18 protein-coding genes and 1 tRNA gene are annotated in these 16,745 nt (G+C 55.8%); 11 read left to right on the top strand and 8 right to left on the bottom strand.

Annotated features, from left to right (window positions below):
* The first annotated feature begins 7 nt into the window (after positions 1 to 7).
* The 11 genes from INF32_RS04605 (at position 8) to INF32_RS04655 (ending at position 8,073) form a co-directional block, all read left to right on the top strand.
* Positions 8 to 2,299, top strand: a complete 2,292-nt coding sequence (locus INF32_RS04605; protein ID WP_226387231.1) for a GH92 family glycosyl hydrolase — start codon at positions 8 to 10, stop codon at positions 2,297 to 2,299.
* Between the two features lie 574 nt (positions 2,300 to 2,873).
* A complete protein-coding gene (locus INF32_RS04610; protein ID WP_226387232.1) occupies positions 2,874 to 3,698 on the top strand; it encodes a hypothetical protein in 825 nt (274 codons plus the stop codon).
* Positions 3,699 to 3,881: 183 nt separating this feature from the next.
* A complete protein-coding gene (locus tag INF32_RS04615) occupies positions 3,882 to 4,331 on the top strand; it encodes a GatB/YqeY domain-containing protein (RefSeq protein WP_226387233.1) in 450 nt (149 codons plus the stop codon).
* Between the two features lie 126 nt (positions 4,332 to 4,457).
* Positions 4,458 to 5,099, top strand: coding sequence for an HAD family hydrolase (locus INF32_RS04620; protein WP_226387234.1), 642 nt, complete (start codon positions 4,458 to 4,460; stop codon positions 5,097 to 5,099).
* 20 nt (positions 5,100 to 5,119) lie between these two features.
* Positions 5,120 to 6,019 (top strand): NHL repeat-containing protein, encoded by a 900-nt coding sequence (locus INF32_RS04625; RefSeq protein WP_226387235.1) that lies wholly within the window; start codon positions 5,120 to 5,122, stop codon positions 6,017 to 6,019.
* 98 nt (positions 6,020 to 6,117) lie between these two features.
* A tRNA-Pro gene (locus INF32_RS04630) sits at positions 6,118 to 6,192 on the top strand.
* 138 nt (positions 6,193 to 6,330) lie between these two features.
* The gene (locus INF32_RS04635) at positions 6,331 to 6,735 is read left to right on the top strand and encodes an Arm DNA-binding domain-containing protein (RefSeq protein WP_226387236.1); all 405 of its coding nucleotides are present in this window, start codon (positions 6,331 to 6,333) and stop codon (positions 6,733 to 6,735) included.
* Positions 6,736 to 6,818: 83 nt separating this feature from the next.
* Entirely contained in the window at positions 6,819 to 6,920 is a 102-nt protein-coding gene (locus tag INF32_RS04640; protein WP_262892986.1) for a hypothetical protein, read from the top strand.
* Between the two features lie 37 nt (positions 6,921 to 6,957).
* Positions 6,958 to 7,437 (top strand): hypothetical protein, encoded by a 480-nt coding sequence (locus INF32_RS04645; RefSeq protein WP_226387238.1) that lies wholly within the window; start codon positions 6,958 to 6,960, stop codon positions 7,435 to 7,437.
* Positions 7,422 to 7,700, top strand: a complete 279-nt coding sequence (locus INF32_RS04650; protein ID WP_226387239.1) for a hypothetical protein — start codon at positions 7,422 to 7,424, stop codon at positions 7,698 to 7,700. The genes INF32_RS04645 and INF32_RS04650 overlap by 16 nt, the downstream gene beginning before the upstream one ends.
* Before the next feature lie 70 nt (positions 7,701 to 7,770).
* A complete protein-coding gene (locus INF32_RS04655; protein WP_226388103.1) occupies positions 7,771 to 8,073 on the top strand; it encodes a HigA family addiction module antitoxin in 303 nt (100 codons plus the stop codon).
* A gap of 171 nt (positions 8,074 to 8,244) precedes the next feature.
* Here the strand turns inward: INF32_RS04655 and INF32_RS04660 are convergent, their stop codons facing one another.
* From INF32_RS04660 to INF32_RS04695, 8 genes are all read right to left on the bottom strand, one after another.
* Entirely contained in the window at positions 8,245 to 8,793 is a 549-nt protein-coding gene (locus tag INF32_RS04660) for a PepSY-associated TM helix domain-containing protein (RefSeq protein ID WP_226387240.1), read from the bottom strand.
* Positions 8,774 to 9,328 carry a hypothetical protein gene (locus INF32_RS04665; RefSeq protein WP_226387241.1) on the bottom strand — a complete coding sequence of 185 codons (555 nt, stop codon included), beginning with the start codon at positions 9,326 to 9,328 and terminating at the stop codon, positions 8,774 to 8,776. The genes INF32_RS04660 and INF32_RS04665 overlap by 20 nt, the downstream gene beginning before the upstream one ends.
* Before the next feature lie 38 nt (positions 9,329 to 9,366).
* Positions 9,367 to 10,602 (bottom strand): DUF4857 domain-containing protein, encoded by a 1,236-nt coding sequence (locus INF32_RS04670; RefSeq protein ID WP_226387242.1) that lies wholly within the window; start codon positions 10,600 to 10,602, stop codon positions 9,367 to 9,369.
* An 11-nt stretch (positions 10,603 to 10,613) separates the two neighbouring features.
* A complete protein-coding gene (locus INF32_RS04675) occupies positions 10,614 to 11,285 on the bottom strand; it encodes a hypothetical protein (RefSeq protein WP_226387243.1) in 672 nt (223 codons plus the stop codon).
* A gap of 13 nt (positions 11,286 to 11,298) precedes the next feature.
* A complete protein-coding gene (locus INF32_RS04680) occupies positions 11,299 to 12,174 on the bottom strand; it encodes an ABC transporter ATP-binding protein (protein ID WP_226387244.1) in 876 nt (291 codons plus the stop codon).
* Positions 12,175 to 12,298: 124 nt separating this feature from the next.
* Positions 12,299 to 13,960, bottom strand: coding sequence for a fimbrillin family protein (locus INF32_RS04685; RefSeq protein ID WP_226387245.1), 1,662 nt, complete (start codon positions 13,958 to 13,960; stop codon positions 12,299 to 12,301).
* Positions 13,961 to 14,011: 51 nt separating this feature from the next.
* Positions 14,012 to 15,520: a DUF6850 family outer membrane beta-barrel protein gene (locus INF32_RS04690; RefSeq protein ID WP_226387246.1), complete on the bottom strand. Its 1,509-nt coding sequence runs from the start codon at positions 15,518 to 15,520 to the stop codon at positions 14,012 to 14,014.
* Entirely contained in the window at positions 15,513 to 16,742 is a 1,230-nt protein-coding gene (locus INF32_RS04695; protein WP_226387247.1) for a DUF4876 domain-containing protein, read from the bottom strand. The genes INF32_RS04690 and INF32_RS04695 overlap by 8 nt, the downstream gene beginning before the upstream one ends.
* Positions 16,743 to 16,745 lie beyond the last annotated feature (3 nt).

Genomic DNA, 16,745 nt, shown 5'->3' on the forward strand with positions numbered 1-16,745 from the left:
CCTGATCATGAAAAATCTTGTGGTGATTGTTCTTGCCGCCTTGCTCTCGGGCTGTTGCCGGCAATCCGCCGAAGAGCTCCGGCTCCCCGGCGACTACGTTACGACACTCGCGGGCACGCATTCGGACTATTCGTTCTCGACGGGCAATACCTATCCGGCTGTCGCCGTTCCCTGGGGCATGAATTTCTGGACGCCCCAGACGGGAAAGATGGGGGACGGATGGATCTATACATACGGCGCCCATACGATCCGCGGACTGAAACAGACCCACCAGCCCTCGCCGTGGATCAACGATTACGGACAGTTTTCCCTGATGCCCGTATGCGGCAAGGGCAAGATCGACGAAGAGGCCCGGCAAAGCTGGTTCTCACACCAGTCGGAGACGGCCAAGCCGTACTACTATTCAGTTTATCTCGCCGACCACGATGTCGTGGCAGAGATGGCCCCGACGGAACGTGCCGCGATCATGCGCTTTACTTTCCCGGAGAGCGATGAGAGCGGCATTGTAATTGATGCCTTCGACCGGGGATCACAGCTGAAAATGCTCGACGAGCGGACCATTGCTGGTTATACGACGCGCAACAGCGGAGGAGTGCCGGAGAATTTCAGGAACTATTTCGTCGTCCGCTTCGACAAACAGATCGAGTCGTACCGGTTCTACGACGGGAAACGGCCGTCGGACGGCAACGGTGTTACGGGCGAACACGCATTGGCGGGAATCTACTTCACCACACACCGTGGCGAACGGGTGACAGTGCGCACAGCCTCGTCCTTCATTTCTGAAGAACAGGCCATACGGAACCTCGAAACGGAACTGGGCGGGGACGATTTCGATGCAGTGAAAGGGAAGGCACAGTGCCGCTGGAACGAAGTGCTCGGCCGGATCGAGGTTTCCGGGGGGACCGAAGAACAATATCGGACTTTCTATTCCTGCCTTTACCGGTCAACGCTCTTCCCCCGCAAATTTTACGAAATCAATGCGGAGGGCAAACCGGTACATTACAGCCCTTATAACGGAGAGATACTGCCCGGGTACATGTACACCGATACGGGATTCTGGGATACGTTCCGCAGTCTGTTTCCGCTGTTGAATCTCGTTTACCCTTCGGTCGGTGCCGAGATACAGGCAGGTCTGGCCAATGCTTACCGCGAGAGCGGTTTCCTGCCCGAATGGGCATCTCCCGGACACCGCGGCTGCATGGTGGGCAACAACTCGGCCTCGGTGGTTGCGGACGCCATTCTGAAAGGCATTACGCCAGAGGAAGACATTGCGACACTCTATGAGGCGATGCTTGCAGGACGCAGCAAGGTACATTCCATGGTAAGCTCCACGGGACGCTGGGGGCATGAGTACTACAACACGCTGGGATATGTTCCCTATGACGTGGATATCCCGGAGAATGTGGCCCGCACGCTCGAATATGCCTACGATGACTGGTGCATCGCTCAGGTGGCGAAGCTGTTGGGCCGGGCCGAAGATGTGCGGATACTGGAGGAAGCCTCGCGGAATTACGGAAATCTGTTCGATCCCGAAACGAAACTGATGCGGGGACGGAATACGGACGGCACGTTCCAGTCGCCATTCAGCCCCTACAAATGGGGGGATGCCTATACGGAAGGCAATGCCTGGCACTACACATGGTCGGTGTTCCACGACATCGGAGGACTTTCCGATCTGATGGGCGGTAAGGCCGAATTCGGGAAGATGCTCGATTCCGTGTTCGTCGTACCGCCGATCTATGATGACAGCTACTATGGCGTCCGCATCCACGAAATCACGGAGATGCAGGTGGCCAACATGGGTAATTATGCCCACGGCAATCAGCCTGCACAACATATAATCTACCTCTATAATTACATCGGACAGCCGTGGAAGACACAATTCTGGACCCGTGAGGTAATGGACCGTCTTTACTCCGCGAAACCGGACGGTTACTGCGGTGACGAGGACAACGGCCAGACTTCGGCATGGTATGTCTTTTCGGCTCTGGGATTCTATCCCGTATGTCCGGGAACGGACGAATATGTCGTCGGCTCTCCGTTGTTCCGAAAAGCGGTCATCCATTTGGAGAACGGCGAGAATATCGTGATCGAAGCTCCTGGCAATAGTCCCGAAAACCGTTATGTGAACAAAATGACCGTCGACGGCGAAGTTTCGGAGAAGACATTTCTGAAATACGACGATCTTCGGAACGGGGCAAAGGTTCGTTTCGATATGCAAAAAGAACCGGACAAAGAACGCGGCACGAAAACCGGGGACGTCCCCTATTCGATGAGCGACAGAACACACTCCTCTTAGAGGAAACCACCCCTTTTCGGACCTGCCTTTCCATGCTGGAAAGGCAGGTCCGGTTTACAGGACTACGATCTCCGCATCGCCCGCCTTCCTTCCGGATACATATATTCGGTCGGGGCAGCCCCCGACCGGCAATCCACTTGCAATAATCAAGGCGAGGTTTCGTCAGGCCTTTCATTCCCGGCCGGAACAACTGTCTGCAATGCCCCAAGTTGAAATAACATTGCAGAGAGCCAATATTGATTTTCAAAAACATTTTGTCGAAATTTGTTTCTGCAACAGCCCAAAAAGAAGATGACAATTGCATTTTCCGGATATGTTTTTTATATTCGCATCGACATATTGAAACCACGGAAAGTGTAAGTTTATTCTCGGTGTTTAATCTGGAAAATTCAACGGGAGAGAATAGGCAGACATCTTACTGCGCGTTGTATCCATCCGTGGATATAGGCGTGGGGCTGTTGCTTGTTTTATCCCGAGGCTATTCCAGAGCCCTACACCTAAAATGAGCTTCCGGCACCACGCTTTCTTCGTTTATTAAAGCTGTCGGGGTGCGGACGGCGCTTTTTCGAAGCCTATGAAAAAACTGATTTTACTGGCGTGCATCGTATTGTGTGCCGGAAATGTCTCGGCGCGGAAAGTGGGTGTCTACTGTTTCTTCGCCGACGGTACGAATGCCGTCTATGAGGACGAAAACCTCCGGGTCGTGATCGGGGTTGACGGAGGAAAACCTTGTTGGATCGTGGCAAACAAATCGGACAGGACACTTTACATCGACAAGGGTAATTCGTTTTCTTACAAAAACAACGAGCCGACCTGTCTTTTCACCAATGCCTCCTACACCAGCGGCAAGGAGAAAAACACAGGCCTCGGCATCAATCTGGGAAGCGTCGCCAATGCCGCAGGGATCGGCGGAATAGCCGGAACGCTCATGGGCGGTATGAACGTCGGAGGAGGACGGACCACCCAAAATTCGACGACCGTTCATGAACAGCGCGTGTTGACGCTTGCCCCCAAAGCCGTCTATAAACTTTGCGATTGGACGATCGGGGTTTCCGACATCGCCCGAATAGGCTTTCGTCCCCGAAAAATCGGCCGGACATGGCATTTCGAAAATACGGACACCCCCTATTCGATACGGGGTGTGTTGCGCTATTCGCAAACGGAAGATTTCTCGGAAACATGGGATGTGACGGTATCGAACTATGTCAATGACATCGCATTGGACAAACGTCAAAGCCTTCGTAAATTCGAAAAGGCTCAGGTAGTCAATAACCCCGTGTATGCGAACCGCAGTTTTTGCGCCTTTCATGAGGGACAGAATTATGCGACTGTCGCCTACCTCTTCGGAGGCTGCCTCCTTATCGGAGGCATTGCGGGAGCGGTAGCGGCTTCCGCCTGATACATAGCATCAGAACAAAAAAGGGCGGATGGTGTCCATCCGCCCTTTTTCGAGTGACCAGTGAACGGAAAGAAATACCGTCCGACTCCATTTAGCATCAGCCACTTACTTTAATTTTCCCTAACCTTGCCGTTTTTACGTGAGTTCTTCGTATCTTTGGCATGCAAAACAAAAACGACCGACATGAGACTTGAAGAACAAATCAGTGAAGGCATCAAACAAGCCATGAAAGCGCAGGACAAAGCCCGTCTGGCCGCCCTGCGGAACGTGAAGAAATATATCATCGAAGCGAAAACCGCAGGCACGGAGATCGCCGAACTGCCCGATGCCGAAGTGATACGCATCATCCAGAAACTCTGCAAACAGGGACAGGATTCGGCTGCCATCTACCAGGAACAGAAAAGGGACGACCTCTACAACGAAGAAATGGGACAGGTAAACGTGCTCAAAGAATTCCTTCCCAAGCAGATGGATGACGCCGAATTGACCGAAGCGATCCGTGGTATCATCGCCCGTACGGGAGCCACGTCGATGAAGGAGATGGGAAAGGTAATGGGAATCGCCACCAAGGAACTTGCAGGCCGGGCCGACGGTAAGGAGATTTCGAACAAAGTGAAAGCCTTGCTTGCCTAAAAGTCCGCCGACAGAGAAAGCAGAAGCCGTATTTTCCGGATGTCCTTTCCCCGGTTCCGTCGCAGTCAAACCGTCTCAGGGCCCATTTCACCGTCAAAGATCATCATCAGCAATCCGTCATTATCTATGAATATCCAACCGCAACCCCCAAAAGGCATTATCAAGAATCTCGTTTTCGACATGGGTGGTGTATTGGTCGATCTGGACCGGGAAGCCTGCATCCGGGCGTTCCGGGAAATCGGGTACCCCGAAGCGGCCGACCTGCTCGACCCATACAGACAATCGGGTATCTTCCTGCAACTCGAAGAGGGAAAGGTTTCTCCGGAACAGCTCCACGACTACATCCGAGACAAGACCGGCCGGGCGATCGACAGCCGGGCGATCGACAATGCCCTGGAACGCTTCGTCACGGGTCTTCCGCTCTACAAACTGGAGATGCTGAGGAATCTGCGGCACAGTTTCCGGGTTTACCTGCTGAGCAACACCAATGCGATCATGATGCCCGGTATCCGCGCACGTTACTTCACGCAGGAGGGACTCCGGATGGAAGACTATTTCGACGGTATTTTCCTCTCCTACGAGATGCAACTGGCCAAACCCACTCCCGCCATCTTCGAAAAAATGCTCCGAGAAGGAGGCTTTCAGGCAGAAGAGTCTCTTTTCGTGGACGACTCGCCCGCCAATATCGAGACGGCCCGAAAGTTGAGATTCCACACCTACCTGGCACGACCCGGAGAAGATTTCCGGCCTATTTTCAACGATTTGTAAAAATCAGAAAACGCACACCGATGAAAACAAGACGATTACTTCTGCCTGCGACGGTCGCCTGTATGTTGACGGCCTGCATGCCCCGCACCCAGACCGCATCGGATGACCTCGCCCCGCTGACCGACAACATCCGGTTCGGAGAGAGCGTCCTTGTCCACGGCGACACTCTGCTGGTAGCCAGTTTCGGCAGCGAAAAGCTCGATCCGCTCAACAGGGAGGGCAACGGTTATATTCTGCTGTTCGAAGACACCCTCTCCCGGACACTCGTTCCCGCCGATGGTTCACTCTCCGCACCGAAAGGTATGCTGATAGTGAACGGTCACCTGTTTGTTGCAGACGTGGGCAAAGTGATGGTATTCGACCTCGGCGATCCCCGGAGTACTCCTCAGACCATCGCCTTCCCCGACGGAGAATTGTTCGTCAACGACATGGCCCTAGACAGCGCGACCCGAACACTCTACATCACCGTCACCAACACAGGCAATATCTACTCGCTGAATGTAAGCGATCCCGCTCAGGCATCCGAAGTGCCTTTGACATTTTACACGAATGTCCCCGGCGCCAACGGAATCGTCGTCAAAGACGGTTCCATGTGGATCGCCTCCTACCCTGCCGACGGGATGACGGTTCCGGAAAACGTAATCTATCACATTCCGGACATCGCCTCGCCCCGGATCGTGCCTCTATTCGACCGCCCCGGCCAATACGACGGCTTGGCGTTGAGTCTCGACGGAGCGACCCTCTATTTCACCGACTGGACAAACCCCAAAGTAGGAAGCGTGGACCTGACAACCGGACAGATCGAAATCCTCCCTGTAACGGATACCCTCACAGGCCCCGCACGTATCCAACTCAGGGACGGTATCCTCTACATCCCCGACCTTCCCACCAGCCGGGTCGTGCGCTACCGTCTACCATAACCCCATGCCCGGAACTATTTTCAACCCCATTCCCCCATCATTTTGGAAATAGGGAAAAAACATATTACTTTTGCAGCCTAATCACCGCCATCGGCGGACGGGGTGTAGCGCAGTCCGGTTAGCGCACCTGCTTTGGGAGCAGGGGGTCGTGGGTTCGAATCCCGCTACCCCGACAAAACAAAAAGCCTTTCAGAACTATCCGAGGGGCTTTTTTGTGTTTTGTCGCAGGCGTTCCGATTGTGCTGTTTTTTGCTCGGTTTACACGTTTTTTGCCCGCTTGTGTAAACCAGTGTGTAAACCGAGATTACACGATGAAAGCTACCGTAGATGTTGTTTGCTACAAGTCCAAACCGCTCAAAGACGGCACATTTCCTTTAATGCTCCGAGTTACAAAAGATCGTAAACGTAAATACGTTTCTCTCGGACTTTCACTGCACAGTCGTTTTTGGGATTTCGACAAAAACAAACCCAAACGTAACGGCCCCAACAAGGAGCAAATCGAACGGTTGATAGCCGCAAAAACAACGGAATACAACAACCTTATCGTTGAAATGACCGCACAGCAACGCGAATACACTGCCGATACATTAGTGTCGCATTTCCGTTCGCAAATACAATACGGCAGTGTTGAATCGTTTTACAAACACCTAATTTTTAAACTGAAAAGCGAGGATAAGTTAGGCAATGCAGAAGTATTATACAAATACTCTCTCTAATCTTTGCGAAATTTCACTTCTATCCGCCTCGACATCCCGTTCCGAGACATTGACATGTCGTTTTGCAGCGTTATGAAGATTGGTTGAAAAAGAGGGATTGCAAAGAAACCACGATAAGCCAACTGTTCCGCACATTGCGCAGTGTCTATAAGATAAGAATTACGCAAAAAATACATACTATTTGATTAATAAACTGACATGAACTTATAACAAGGATTGATTATGAAAAAATTATCTTTTATTGTCTTTTTCCTTATTGGCTCATTATACATATATGGGCAGAGTTCTGATTCTTTAAAAGTTGCTGTAAAACCATTAACGGAGATTCACCGCGATAGCTTGCTGATAAGCATAGAGAAAAATTTCTCGGATATTGCACATGATGCTTTCTGGAAAAATAAAGTCGGCAGATATAAGGTATATAGAACATCGAATATCTATAATTCTCTGAAATTAGATACGGCAACAGGGCGCGTAACAGCACTTCAAATTGGAATTAACGATGATAAGGCAAGAGGTGAATATTTAATTTGTGGCAAGATTGAAGATTTTCTTTTTACAGAGGAAATTATCGGTAGATATGAATTGTATCCAACAGGAAATAATTACAATTTTATTCTTATTGATACTATATTAGGCAGCGCGTATCAAGTACAGTGGAGTACTAAAAGTGAACAATGTGGTAGATGGAGAATCTGGTAATTTATGTGGCATATATCCTGCTAAATTCCATTACCCGCTGTAACATCGCCATAGCCATAGGGATTGGTCTGCCCGTCTCTTTTGGGGAAATGCCCCCTGCTGTCCTCTCCCGGAGATGGGAATTCCACCGGATTCACTCGCTGAATTCCGAAGTGCTGACGGGCGACCGGGCCGGGATTTCATCGGTGCGGATCAATGCCAAGTACCGGCTGGGGTTCCGGATGCGCGAAACGGCCGCGAGCCGGTCTTCTCGGTCTGTTTGATTTTGAATATTAGCAATCATCATCGGTAAGGATATGGAAACGCAGAACAGAGTATAATCGGTCGGACGACCTGCTTCTCTTTGAACCCACCCATCCAGGAGAAGTGCTGAAGGAGGAGCTGGAGGCCCGCAGCATCACCCAGAAGAAATTCGCGCAGATGCTCGATGTGCACTACACCTTTCTGAACAACATCGTGAAAGGGAAGCACCCCGTCGCTACCGATATGGCACTGATGCAGGAATCGGCCCGAGGCATCGAGGCGACCTTCTGGATCAACCTCCAGACCTGCTACAACGTGCAGCTCGCCCGCCGCGACCAGCACCTTGCCGAGTGCCTCAGCGAAATCCGGAAAATCTGCGCCTCGATCCTCTGACCCTCTCCCACCTTAATAATTTACAATACGAGGGGTGATTGACATGTTTAATCAGCCTTTTTTAGAATTATTTTTTTCTTACTGTGTCTCAAATATCGAAAGAATATTATGGTTCAACATGAAAGTGAAGATAGTCATCCCAAATAAATTGACTAAACTATACCATTTCCGTCAGGTAAAAATCACATAGCACACGGGAATCAGCACGCCCGCCAGCAGGAACCATTTTCCACGGCCAGGCAGCCCCTTCCGCCCCGGAATCATGAACAGTCCGGAAAGGGCGAAAAAGACCAGCGACACGGCGAACAGGTCGGCCATGACGCTCCATCCGTCCACCCGGTTATAGTGTAGTTTATTGATCCAATACACCAAAACACGTTTCTCGTGAAGTTCGTAGTCCAGCGTACCGGTCGCGCTGTTGTACACTCCCATGCCCCCTTCCAGCATGAGCCTCATATGCTGGTCATCGAGGGGCAGGGCATTTTTCAGCCGGGGAAGACCCGACCTCCCGTTCCATGCCGCACTCACCCCGTCGCGGTCCAGTCCCGCAGGAAAATCCAGCGTGTAGTAGTTGCTCCGGTAGGCAGGGTCCTTCCCGTTCATGTGGTTCAACAGGATGCCCGAAATGCCGTACACCAGACAGATTCCCACCATCAGGTAGCCCAGGTCGCGGTGGACGACCCTCAGCCAGCGGACAACACTACTCCTCCACGACTTCATAATCCTCTCCGTCCATGTAATACAGGGCGTAGTAATCCTTGCCGTTCTCCTTCATCCACGCCCTCATCTCCTCGATATTAGCCAGCTCCGCGGCACACGCCTCGCCCGACTCGGGCTCCTTCACGTTCTTCTCGTTGATCTCCTTCTCCATCTGGGCCAGATACTCCTGGCTGAGACGGTTTTCGTGCATCGTGCCCGTAATGGCCAGCTGCGAGCCGATCAGCTCGCGGTTGAATCCGCCGATGTTGCCTTTCGCCTCCACCCTCATGGACGTTTTCTGGCTCTCTCCCACGATGAAGCAGCGTTTGCCTGAATGTGTGCACGTATGCGTCACATAGCCGCGCACGGTCACTTTCTTGCCGATCAGCTTATCCGCCTCGGCCAGCAGATCATCCAACCCGTAAGTCTCCGTCTCCGCGACGGCTGCGGCGCTGCGGGCCGTCTCCGAACCCTCTCCGCCACTCTTCCGGTTGTCGTTTCCGCCGCAGGCTGCCATCAGGCCGCACAGGGCGGCGATCAGAAATAATCTTTTCATAGCGTTTTTGTGTTAAGATATACGTTCTTCATTTCTATTTATTCCCGGCGCAAGCGGGGTAACAGTGCCATCGCCGCCAGCCCGGCGATCCCGGTCAGCAGGAGATAGCATACCGTCCATACCTTTCTTTTCCGCCCGCCGCCCGTGGCAAGCAACGCGAGAAGCGCCACAACGACATTGGCCGCCAGCGCCGCAACACCGGTAAAAATCAGATGCGGAGCCACATAAGAGGAGTTTTCGCGTCCCATGGTCAGGTAAACCGGGAAGAGTCGGCGCGACACCCTCTCCCACCGGTCGGGTTCCGCATCTATATGATACTCAGCTACCGGCCCCAGCGTCGGCGTATCCAGCGCATAATAGCGGCGGCCTCCGGGCGTCTCCACCGTCACGGTCCAGTACAGCAGGTTTCCCATGACCGTGACCAGGTCCGTCTCCGGGTCCACCGGTCCCATACCCAGCTTCCTCGGTTCGTAGCCTCCCGCCAGATCGCTCTCCAGAATGTACAGGGAGCCTTTCCGGTCGAACATAAAACCGTAGAACCGGCGGTCGGGCGCCTCGTACATGGAGAAAGAACGGATGTCGATCGAATCCCCTGCATGCGTATCGCGCACATAGGGCCGCCCGTTCACCATCTTGAGATGGAACAACCGCCCCCGTGCATCAAGGCAGAAGTATCCCTCGTCATACGATTTGAGAGTCGTGGGATTCCCCGCCGCCCACCGGGCCGGAAAGGCGAAACCGGCTTTTTCCATCGCCTTCCGGAAACGGGCACTTTTCTTCTCGTCCACCCGATTGGTCGCGGCATCGACAAACTCGATTCCCCCGCGCAACCGGAACACGTCCGGCGGAATAGAGAGGCCGCCCCGACGGGGCATGGACTCCTGCAGGATGTACAGCCCGGACTCCGGAGCCGACACCTCTTCGGGCTTGTAGCGGAAGATCACGGTGGACATCCGGAGCAGCGGAGGGGTCACCTCACGCCCCCCGATACTGTCCGGCAGCCTCCCGTCGGACATGAGCTGCCGGTAATTGAGCAGCGGCATCAGCGAGTCGAACTGTTCGGCCGTGTACCGGTTTCCGTCCAGGTCGGTCAACGGCATCTCCTTGTTCTTGTAGTCGACCAGCCCGAACCCCTTCAGCACCGAACCGTAATACACGAACGGATACTCCTGCGGCTCGCGCGTCGCCATCTTCACCAGTGCGGGCAGCACCCACATGCACGCAGCCGTGGCGCACACGAGGATCACCGCATAAAAGATATTTTGATGTTTCATAATTCGTATCGTTACCGGGCTCCCTCCTTGAAACGTCCCGCCGAATGGAACGGGAAGAAGAAACACAGCAGGGTAAACAGTGTCAGATAAGGTATCGCGGGCAGACAGGCCCCGGCAGGACCGTCCACAAAAAAGAAGGCGCACAGACACGCTCCGACCAGTCCGTAGGCGATGCGGAAGCGCCACACGGGTTCCATGCAGATCCAAGCCGCCAGCAGATAGGCACATATTCCGGCCAAGAACCACGGCAGGGAGTCCAGAACCATGCTTCCCACGATCTCCGGGGGATAGACTGCGGAGAACCCGACCGCCAGCACGGCGCAGGTCAGTGCATATAGCAGGACCAGCACCGACGCACCATAGGCCAGCAGCGACGCCAGCAGGGCATCCTCCCCGGCCGGCAGGTGCAGAGTGAGTTTCAGACGCCTGTCCGTCATCTCCGGCACGAACTGAGAGAGGGAGAGCAGCACCCCGACGAACGCAGGGACCCACTGCATGACGGCCGGCAGGAGCGGCACATCCTTCACGATCGCACCGTACCACACCTGCACGGCCCCCGAGAGGCGGAACTCCTGCCCCGACTCCACGAAAGCATAGGCCGTGCAGCCGGCCATGACCGCCGCTGCCAGCCACACGCTGCGCCGGGTCTTGATCCATTCCTTGTAGAATATAGCTTTTACCATGTCGCAGAAAGTTTCAGTATTTTCCGGTCAACCCGATGAAGGCGTCCTCCAGGGAGAGCCTCTCCGCCCTCAGGTTCTCCGCACCGAAAGGCGCTAGCAACCCGGCCACGTGCTCCCCGTCCAGGAAGGAATAGGTCTCCCACCGGTTCCCGATCGCAGAGGTGTTCCACAGACCCCCCAACTTCTCCGGCACCGGACCCGGCGCCGTGAAACGGTAACGACGGAAACCCTCCAAGATCTCCTTCGTAGGCCGGTGGAGCAGGATGCGCCCGTAATCCATGACGATGCAGTCGTCGATCAGCATCTCCATATCCTGTATGATGTGCGAGGTGAGGAACACGGTCTTCTTTCCCGCCCGCGCATATTCGCGCAGATACTCCACGAAAAGCCTCCGGTAACCCGGATCGAGCCCCATGGAGAAGTCGTCGAGGATCAGCAGGTCGGGGTCCTGCGCGAACAGAAGCCCGAGGGCCACCTGTGACCGCTGCCCGCAGGACATGGTGCTGATCCGTTGCGTCGATGTCACCCGGAGTTTCTCCAGCAACTCGTAGTAGGCATCCCTCTTCCATTTCGGAAAGAACCGCCCGTAGAACCGCTCGATCTGCCCCACATTGAAATAGGTGTGCTGGATATGCCCCTCCAGCAGCAGCCCCACACGGGCTTTCGTGGCGGGAGAGAGACGGTCCATCGGCTCCCCGAACAGACGGCATACCCCGCTGCGGGGCCTGAGATAGCCGTTCAGGATATTGATGATCGTGGTCTTCCCGGTCCCGTTCCGTCCCAGCAGCCCCACGACGCTCCCCTCCTCCACCGAAAAACAGAGGTTCTCGTAGATCAGTTTTTTCCCGTAACTGTGCGTTATGTTGTCACATTGGATAACTGGATTCATAGTGTCTCGTTCATGTTCGGAAGAGACAACCTTCCCATGAGGCATCCCTTTCCTGTGTTTGCGAACGGCCGTATGGCCGGATGCATCCGGCCATACGGCCCCGCCCCGTTTCCGGAATCTTTCCCTACTGCGAATCCCTCACGCAGCGGAGCTGCTGCCCGGACTTGGTGCTGATATAGGCCACGTTGATCCTCCCCTCCGGATACTTGGAGGTAAACGTCGTCATCATGGAGAAGAACTGGATATTGGTCAGCTTCGAGGGATCTTCCTTATCCTGGTAAAGCGGAGTGTAGCAGGTCGACGACATGATGTAGGTCATCGCCGGCGTACCGAACAGTTCGCTCTTCGAGGTGTTGCCCGAATAGAACTGGGTCAGCTGATACTTGGGTTCGGCCGCAAAATTGGTCATCATCCGCACGCCCGAAACCACGTAATTCCAGCCGGCCTCGTTGAACTTCGCCATATTGCCGCCGCCGTAGTTCTGATCGTAGAACAGGGCCTCCTCGTTGATCTGGTTGCCGCTCTCGCCGGATGCTGCCTTGTTCGACAGCCCGCAGAGGTTCCAGAGCTCCGTGCGGGTCGGGATATGCCATCCCTTCGGACAGATACCCTGCACGCCCTCGAAGTCGTTGCAGTTCTCCTCGGTGACCTCCACACCGCCCAGCGCGGCATACATGTCGTAGAAATAACCGTTCTTCCTGATATCGTCCGCACCGGTCAGGGCCGTAGCACTGGCGGCGTTGATCGTGTTCTCCGAACCGTCCTCGTTGTTGAGCTTGTAGGGGTACCACATGTGGCTGTCGGCGACCGGATCGGTCGAAGGCGTGATCCCCCGGGGAATGTAACGCATCGGTTCGGCCATCCAGTACTGTCCGTTGGAGAGTTTCACCGTGGTGTAGCGTTCGCCGTCATAGAGGAAATAGTTCTCGTCCAGATGCTCCTCGAAGACCACCTCTTCCGACGGGCCGATCGCCCCTTCGTCCGTCCAGCCGGTGATCTCGCCGCTGAGCGTCACCTGAATGTCGTCCGGAAGGACACGCACGTCCACCGTATACTGGCCTCCGGCCTTCAGGTTCGCCGAAGCGAGGTTCTGGCTCAGCGTCCTGTCGTCCGCGGTGCTGACCGTCAGCGTGAAGGCCACCTCCTGCGGCACCACGATGGCACGGTACTGTTTGTTCGCCGTCACCTGCTGTGCGGTGATCTCGGCGGCCGAAGCGCTGCCGTCCACCGTGGCGGTCAGAGCAGCCAGATCCACGGTCGCCTTGGGGACCGATCCCCCGAGGACCACGGAACGGATATCCGAACCCGACTCGTTGGTCACATTCACCAACAGTTTGGTCAGCAGGTGCTTGAACGGCACCACCACGGCCTGCGCCGTGGGCAGCACGTCGGCCTTGCTTCCCGCGATCAGGTCCGACGCCCCGTATCCCGTCGTCTGGTCGGTCTCCACGGAAAATTCGGTCGGTGCTCCCGCCTCGTCGTACGGATAGTAGGCCGTCAGCGTGGACTTGTCGTTCGCCTCGGCATACCATTGCAGGTTTCCGGAGAACACGCCGTCCCGGAAAGTCATCAACTGATTCTCAGCATATTTGGTTCCGTCCGTTTTGAGGACCGTGAGCCCGATCCGGTCCCCTTCGTCGAAATTCGTCTCCGAAGCCCGGGAGAAATTCAGCACGGGATTGATGACCACCGGGCCCGCAGCGGGTCCGCCCGCCTCGTTTCCGTCTTTGTTGCAGGAGGCCATCACCGCACTCGCAGCCAACAGGAAAAGCAAACTTTTTTTCATCGTTCGATTGGTTAATGATTTATAAAACATTGAAATTATTCTCGTCATCCGTCAGAATACATATCCCACCTTCAGCGTCTCCGCCCAGCGGTTCGCCCCTCCGACGAACCGAAGACCGAACCCGTGGACGAAAGTCGCCCCCAACTCCGCGTAGACCCCCCGGGGGATACGATACCGCACCCCGACCCCTACCGACACCCGGGACGCAGACAGGTATTCGTCCTGCCAGTCGAGATACTCCGTGAGCCGGTAGGGCGGATCGCCGGGTTCCGTCTCCGTAGCGGCCTCCAGTTCCCGCTCCGTCCGGCTGCCCGAGGCGAAGGCCGCGTACCCTTTCAGGTCGAACCGTCCGACGCGGCGTTCCCCGCAGACATACCCCCGATACAGGGTCATCGTCTGCAACGTCCCGTAGGGGAACATCTGTGTAGCCAACCGCCGCAGCGACGAGACCTCTGCTCCCAACCGGACCTCCCCTTTCGGAAAGACCGCCTCGTATTCGGGATTCACGCGCAGCAGGCGGCGTTCGAATATCCGGTTCGACCCGTACACGCGGGTCACGGTGACGCCGCCGGCCGTCTCCCGGCCCAGCACGTTCTCGTCGTTGACCTGCCGGCTCCATGAGAACTCCGCACGCAGGTAATGCCATACCTCTCCCCGCCGGAAACGGTAACCGACATGCGAGGAGACACGATGGGCCGAAAATTCGAACCACACCGTCTGTTTCTCCCCCGCCGAACCCACCGAACGGAGATACTCCGCATCGACATACAGGCCGCCCTGCTGCACCTGCACGGAAACCCCGTGCATCGTCTCCTTCACGGGAAACCCGTCCACCCCGGACTCCTTGAGATGGACGCCGCTGCCCTCCCAGTCTTCGTACGCACCGTACATCAGCCCCTTGTCCAGGAAAGCGTAGTAGGTGCCCACCGTCGACCCCACCTCCTCGGCCCGAATCGATTCGCTGTTCTTTACGAACACATATGCCAGTCCGAGGGCCGTCCGCCCCTTGTGGTACATCACGCCGGGCGCCACCTTCATCTCCAGCCGGTAGTTGGTGTGACGCAGGTCCTTACGCTTGGCGCAGTTGGCCGCCAGGAACTCCATCTTTCCGCCCAGTCTCCAACGGGGAGCCGCATCTACGGCGATTCCCCCCGTGAACGAATAGGTCTGAAGGTCCTTGCGCCCGGGGGTAAACTCCAACACATCCACCGGATAGAAGCCCGGGCGGATGAACATCGAACCACACATTTCCCGTCCGGAGGTATGGTCGAACGAAAACGACCCCGCCATGGAGTACCGCTCACGATGAGCAATGGTCTTCGCCACGGCCCCCGCACTCCACGCCTCGCGGGCCTGGTAGGTGTCGCGGAACTCCCCCTGCATGCCCCGTCCGTACAGTTCGGCATAGGACACGGTCACACTGTCCATCCGCAGCCCCGCGGCATTCACCCCTGCATTCCAGAAATTGCGCCGCTCGATCCGCTCGTAGGGCTGCGCCGAAAGGACCGCCGCCAACGGCAGCAGGGCGCACAACAAGGCTATTTTTCTCCGTTCAATCATGCAGCGACTGTTGTTCCCGTTCGTAAAAATCCGTCGAAGAGTTGTTCGTATCCATGAGTATCTCGTAGCCGGCCTCCCGGGTGGCCTCCTCGTCCGTACGGCGATGGAGCGTCCGCCCGGTATAGAGGGCGCTCTGGGTCACATAACCGGCATCTATCGAAGGCGGGATGCGTTTCTTGTTGTTCGACGATCCTCCGTAGAACACTTCCACGCCGTCCAATACCCATTCCAGTGGAATCTTGACGATACGGTCCACCGTACTGCCGGGTTTCTGTATCACATTCTCCGCTCCGGCCACGAACTCCTGCACCGTGACACCCTGAGCCCTGAATATCGCCACGGCGGGCGAGAACACGGAGAAAGTGAAGGCATTGGCCTGTCCCACCTTGATCACCACGTCCAGATAATGATCCGGAGCAATCCGGTCGCCCGGAGCAGGATGGTAGAGCGTATTCCAGAAATAGACGTTGTTATAGCATACGAAATAACCCTCCCGGTTCAGATTCACCGACAGCGGATACTGTGCCGCATGGTCGATCGCCCCGCAGACCACCAGCACCGCATCCTCGCCGGGCTCCAGCGGAAACGACCTTCCGTTCCCGCCGAACTGCCAGATCGCCTGCACCACCGGCACGAAATCGGGGTACACGCTCGCCCCCGTCTCCGGATCCTGCGTCACCCACACGTTGGTACCCTGCGAATTATAGGGATCGAACGTGGCGAAGCAGAGGCTGTCCAGATACTGCACTTCGGAATCGTTGTTGTGCAGGATGATATACTTGTCCGACTGGTACTTGCCCTCCTGCGGGTACTTCATGCATCCCCCGCAGTAGATCTCCTTGATGACGATGCTTCCGGCCCTGGAGTGGACCAGCGGCAGACCGATCTCCGCATCCTGGTCCACGACACGGACCATGTCGGCCGTCCCGTTGAAAATGTCCTTTCCGTTGCGGTCCTTTACCATAACGCGGTACAATCCGTTGGTGAGCTGCAGCCGCGCAGTCCCCCCGTCATCGGTCGGAGCCTTGTAGGAGTTGCCACGGTCGATGTCCTCCGCCGTCACGGTGACACCTTCGCGGACCATCTCCGCATAACCCTCGGGATACACGGCCTGCACCGTCAGGGTGTGCACCTCCCCGGAATAGAGCTCCTCCCCCGGTTCGGAACAGCCGGCCGCCCACAGTGCGGCGGCAAACAGCGGTATGAAAAACAGTCGTCTCATCTT

Origin of the sequence: Gallalistipes aquisgranensis (assembly GCF_014982715.1) — a bacterium.
Classification (GTDB): domain Bacteria; phylum Bacteroidota; class Bacteroidia; order Bacteroidales; family Rikenellaceae; genus Gallalistipes; species Gallalistipes aquisgranensis.

Bases quoted from the DNA above. Each gene is read 5' to 3' on its own strand.
- INF32_RS04605 (WP_226387231.1), top strand. From the start codon at position 8: ATGAAAAATCTTGTGGTGATTGTTCTTGCCGCCTTGCTCTCGGGCTGT.
- INF32_RS04610 (WP_226387232.1), top strand. From the start codon at position 2,874: ATGAAAAAACTGATTTTACTGGCGTGCATCGTATTGTGTGCCGGAAAT.
- INF32_RS04615 (WP_226387233.1), top strand. From the start codon at position 3,882: ATGAGACTTGAAGAACAAATCAGTGAAGGCATCAAACAAGCCATGAAA.
- INF32_RS04620 (WP_226387234.1), top strand. From the start codon at position 4,458: ATGAATATCCAACCGCAACCCCCAAAAGGCATTATCAAGAATCTCGTT.
- INF32_RS04625 (WP_226387235.1), top strand. From the start codon at position 5,120: ATGAAAACAAGACGATTACTTCTGCCTGCGACGGTCGCCTGTATGTTG.
- INF32_RS04635 (WP_226387236.1), top strand. From the start codon at position 6,331: ATGAAAGCTACCGTAGATGTTGTTTGCTACAAGTCCAAACCGCTCAAA.
- INF32_RS04645 (WP_226387238.1), top strand. From the start codon at position 6,958: ATGAAAAAATTATCTTTTATTGTCTTTTTCCTTATTGGCTCATTATAC.
- INF32_RS04650 (WP_226387239.1), top strand. From the start codon at position 7,422: ATGGAGAATCTGGTAATTTATGTGGCATATATCCTGCTAAATTCCATT.
- INF32_RS04660 (WP_226387240.1), bottom strand. From the start codon at position 8,793: ATGAAGTCGTGGAGGAGTAGTGTTGTCCGCTGGCTGAGGGTCGTCCAC.
- INF32_RS04665 (WP_226387241.1), bottom strand. From the start codon at position 9,328: ATGAAAAGATTATTTCTGATCGCCGCCCTGTGCGGCCTGATGGCAGCC.
- INF32_RS04670 (WP_226387242.1), bottom strand. From the start codon at position 10,602: ATGAAACATCAAAATATCTTTTATGCGGTGATCCTCGTGTGCGCCACG.
- INF32_RS04675 (WP_226387243.1), bottom strand. From the start codon at position 11,285: ATGGTAAAAGCTATATTCTACAAGGAATGGATCAAGACCCGGCGCAGC.
- INF32_RS04680 (WP_226387244.1), bottom strand. From the start codon at position 12,174: ATGAATCCAGTTATCCAATGTGACAACATAACGCACAGTTACGGGAAA.
- INF32_RS04685 (WP_226387245.1), bottom strand. From the start codon at position 13,960: ATGAAAAAAAGTTTGCTTTTCCTGTTGGCTGCGAGTGCGGTGATGGCC.
- INF32_RS04690 (WP_226387246.1), bottom strand. From the start codon at position 15,520: ATGATTGAACGGAGAAAAATAGCCTTGTTGTGCGCCCTGCTGCCGTTG.
- INF32_RS04695 (WP_226387247.1), bottom strand. From the start codon at position 16,742: ATGAGACGACTGTTTTTCATACCGCTGTTTGCCGCCGCACTGTGGGCG.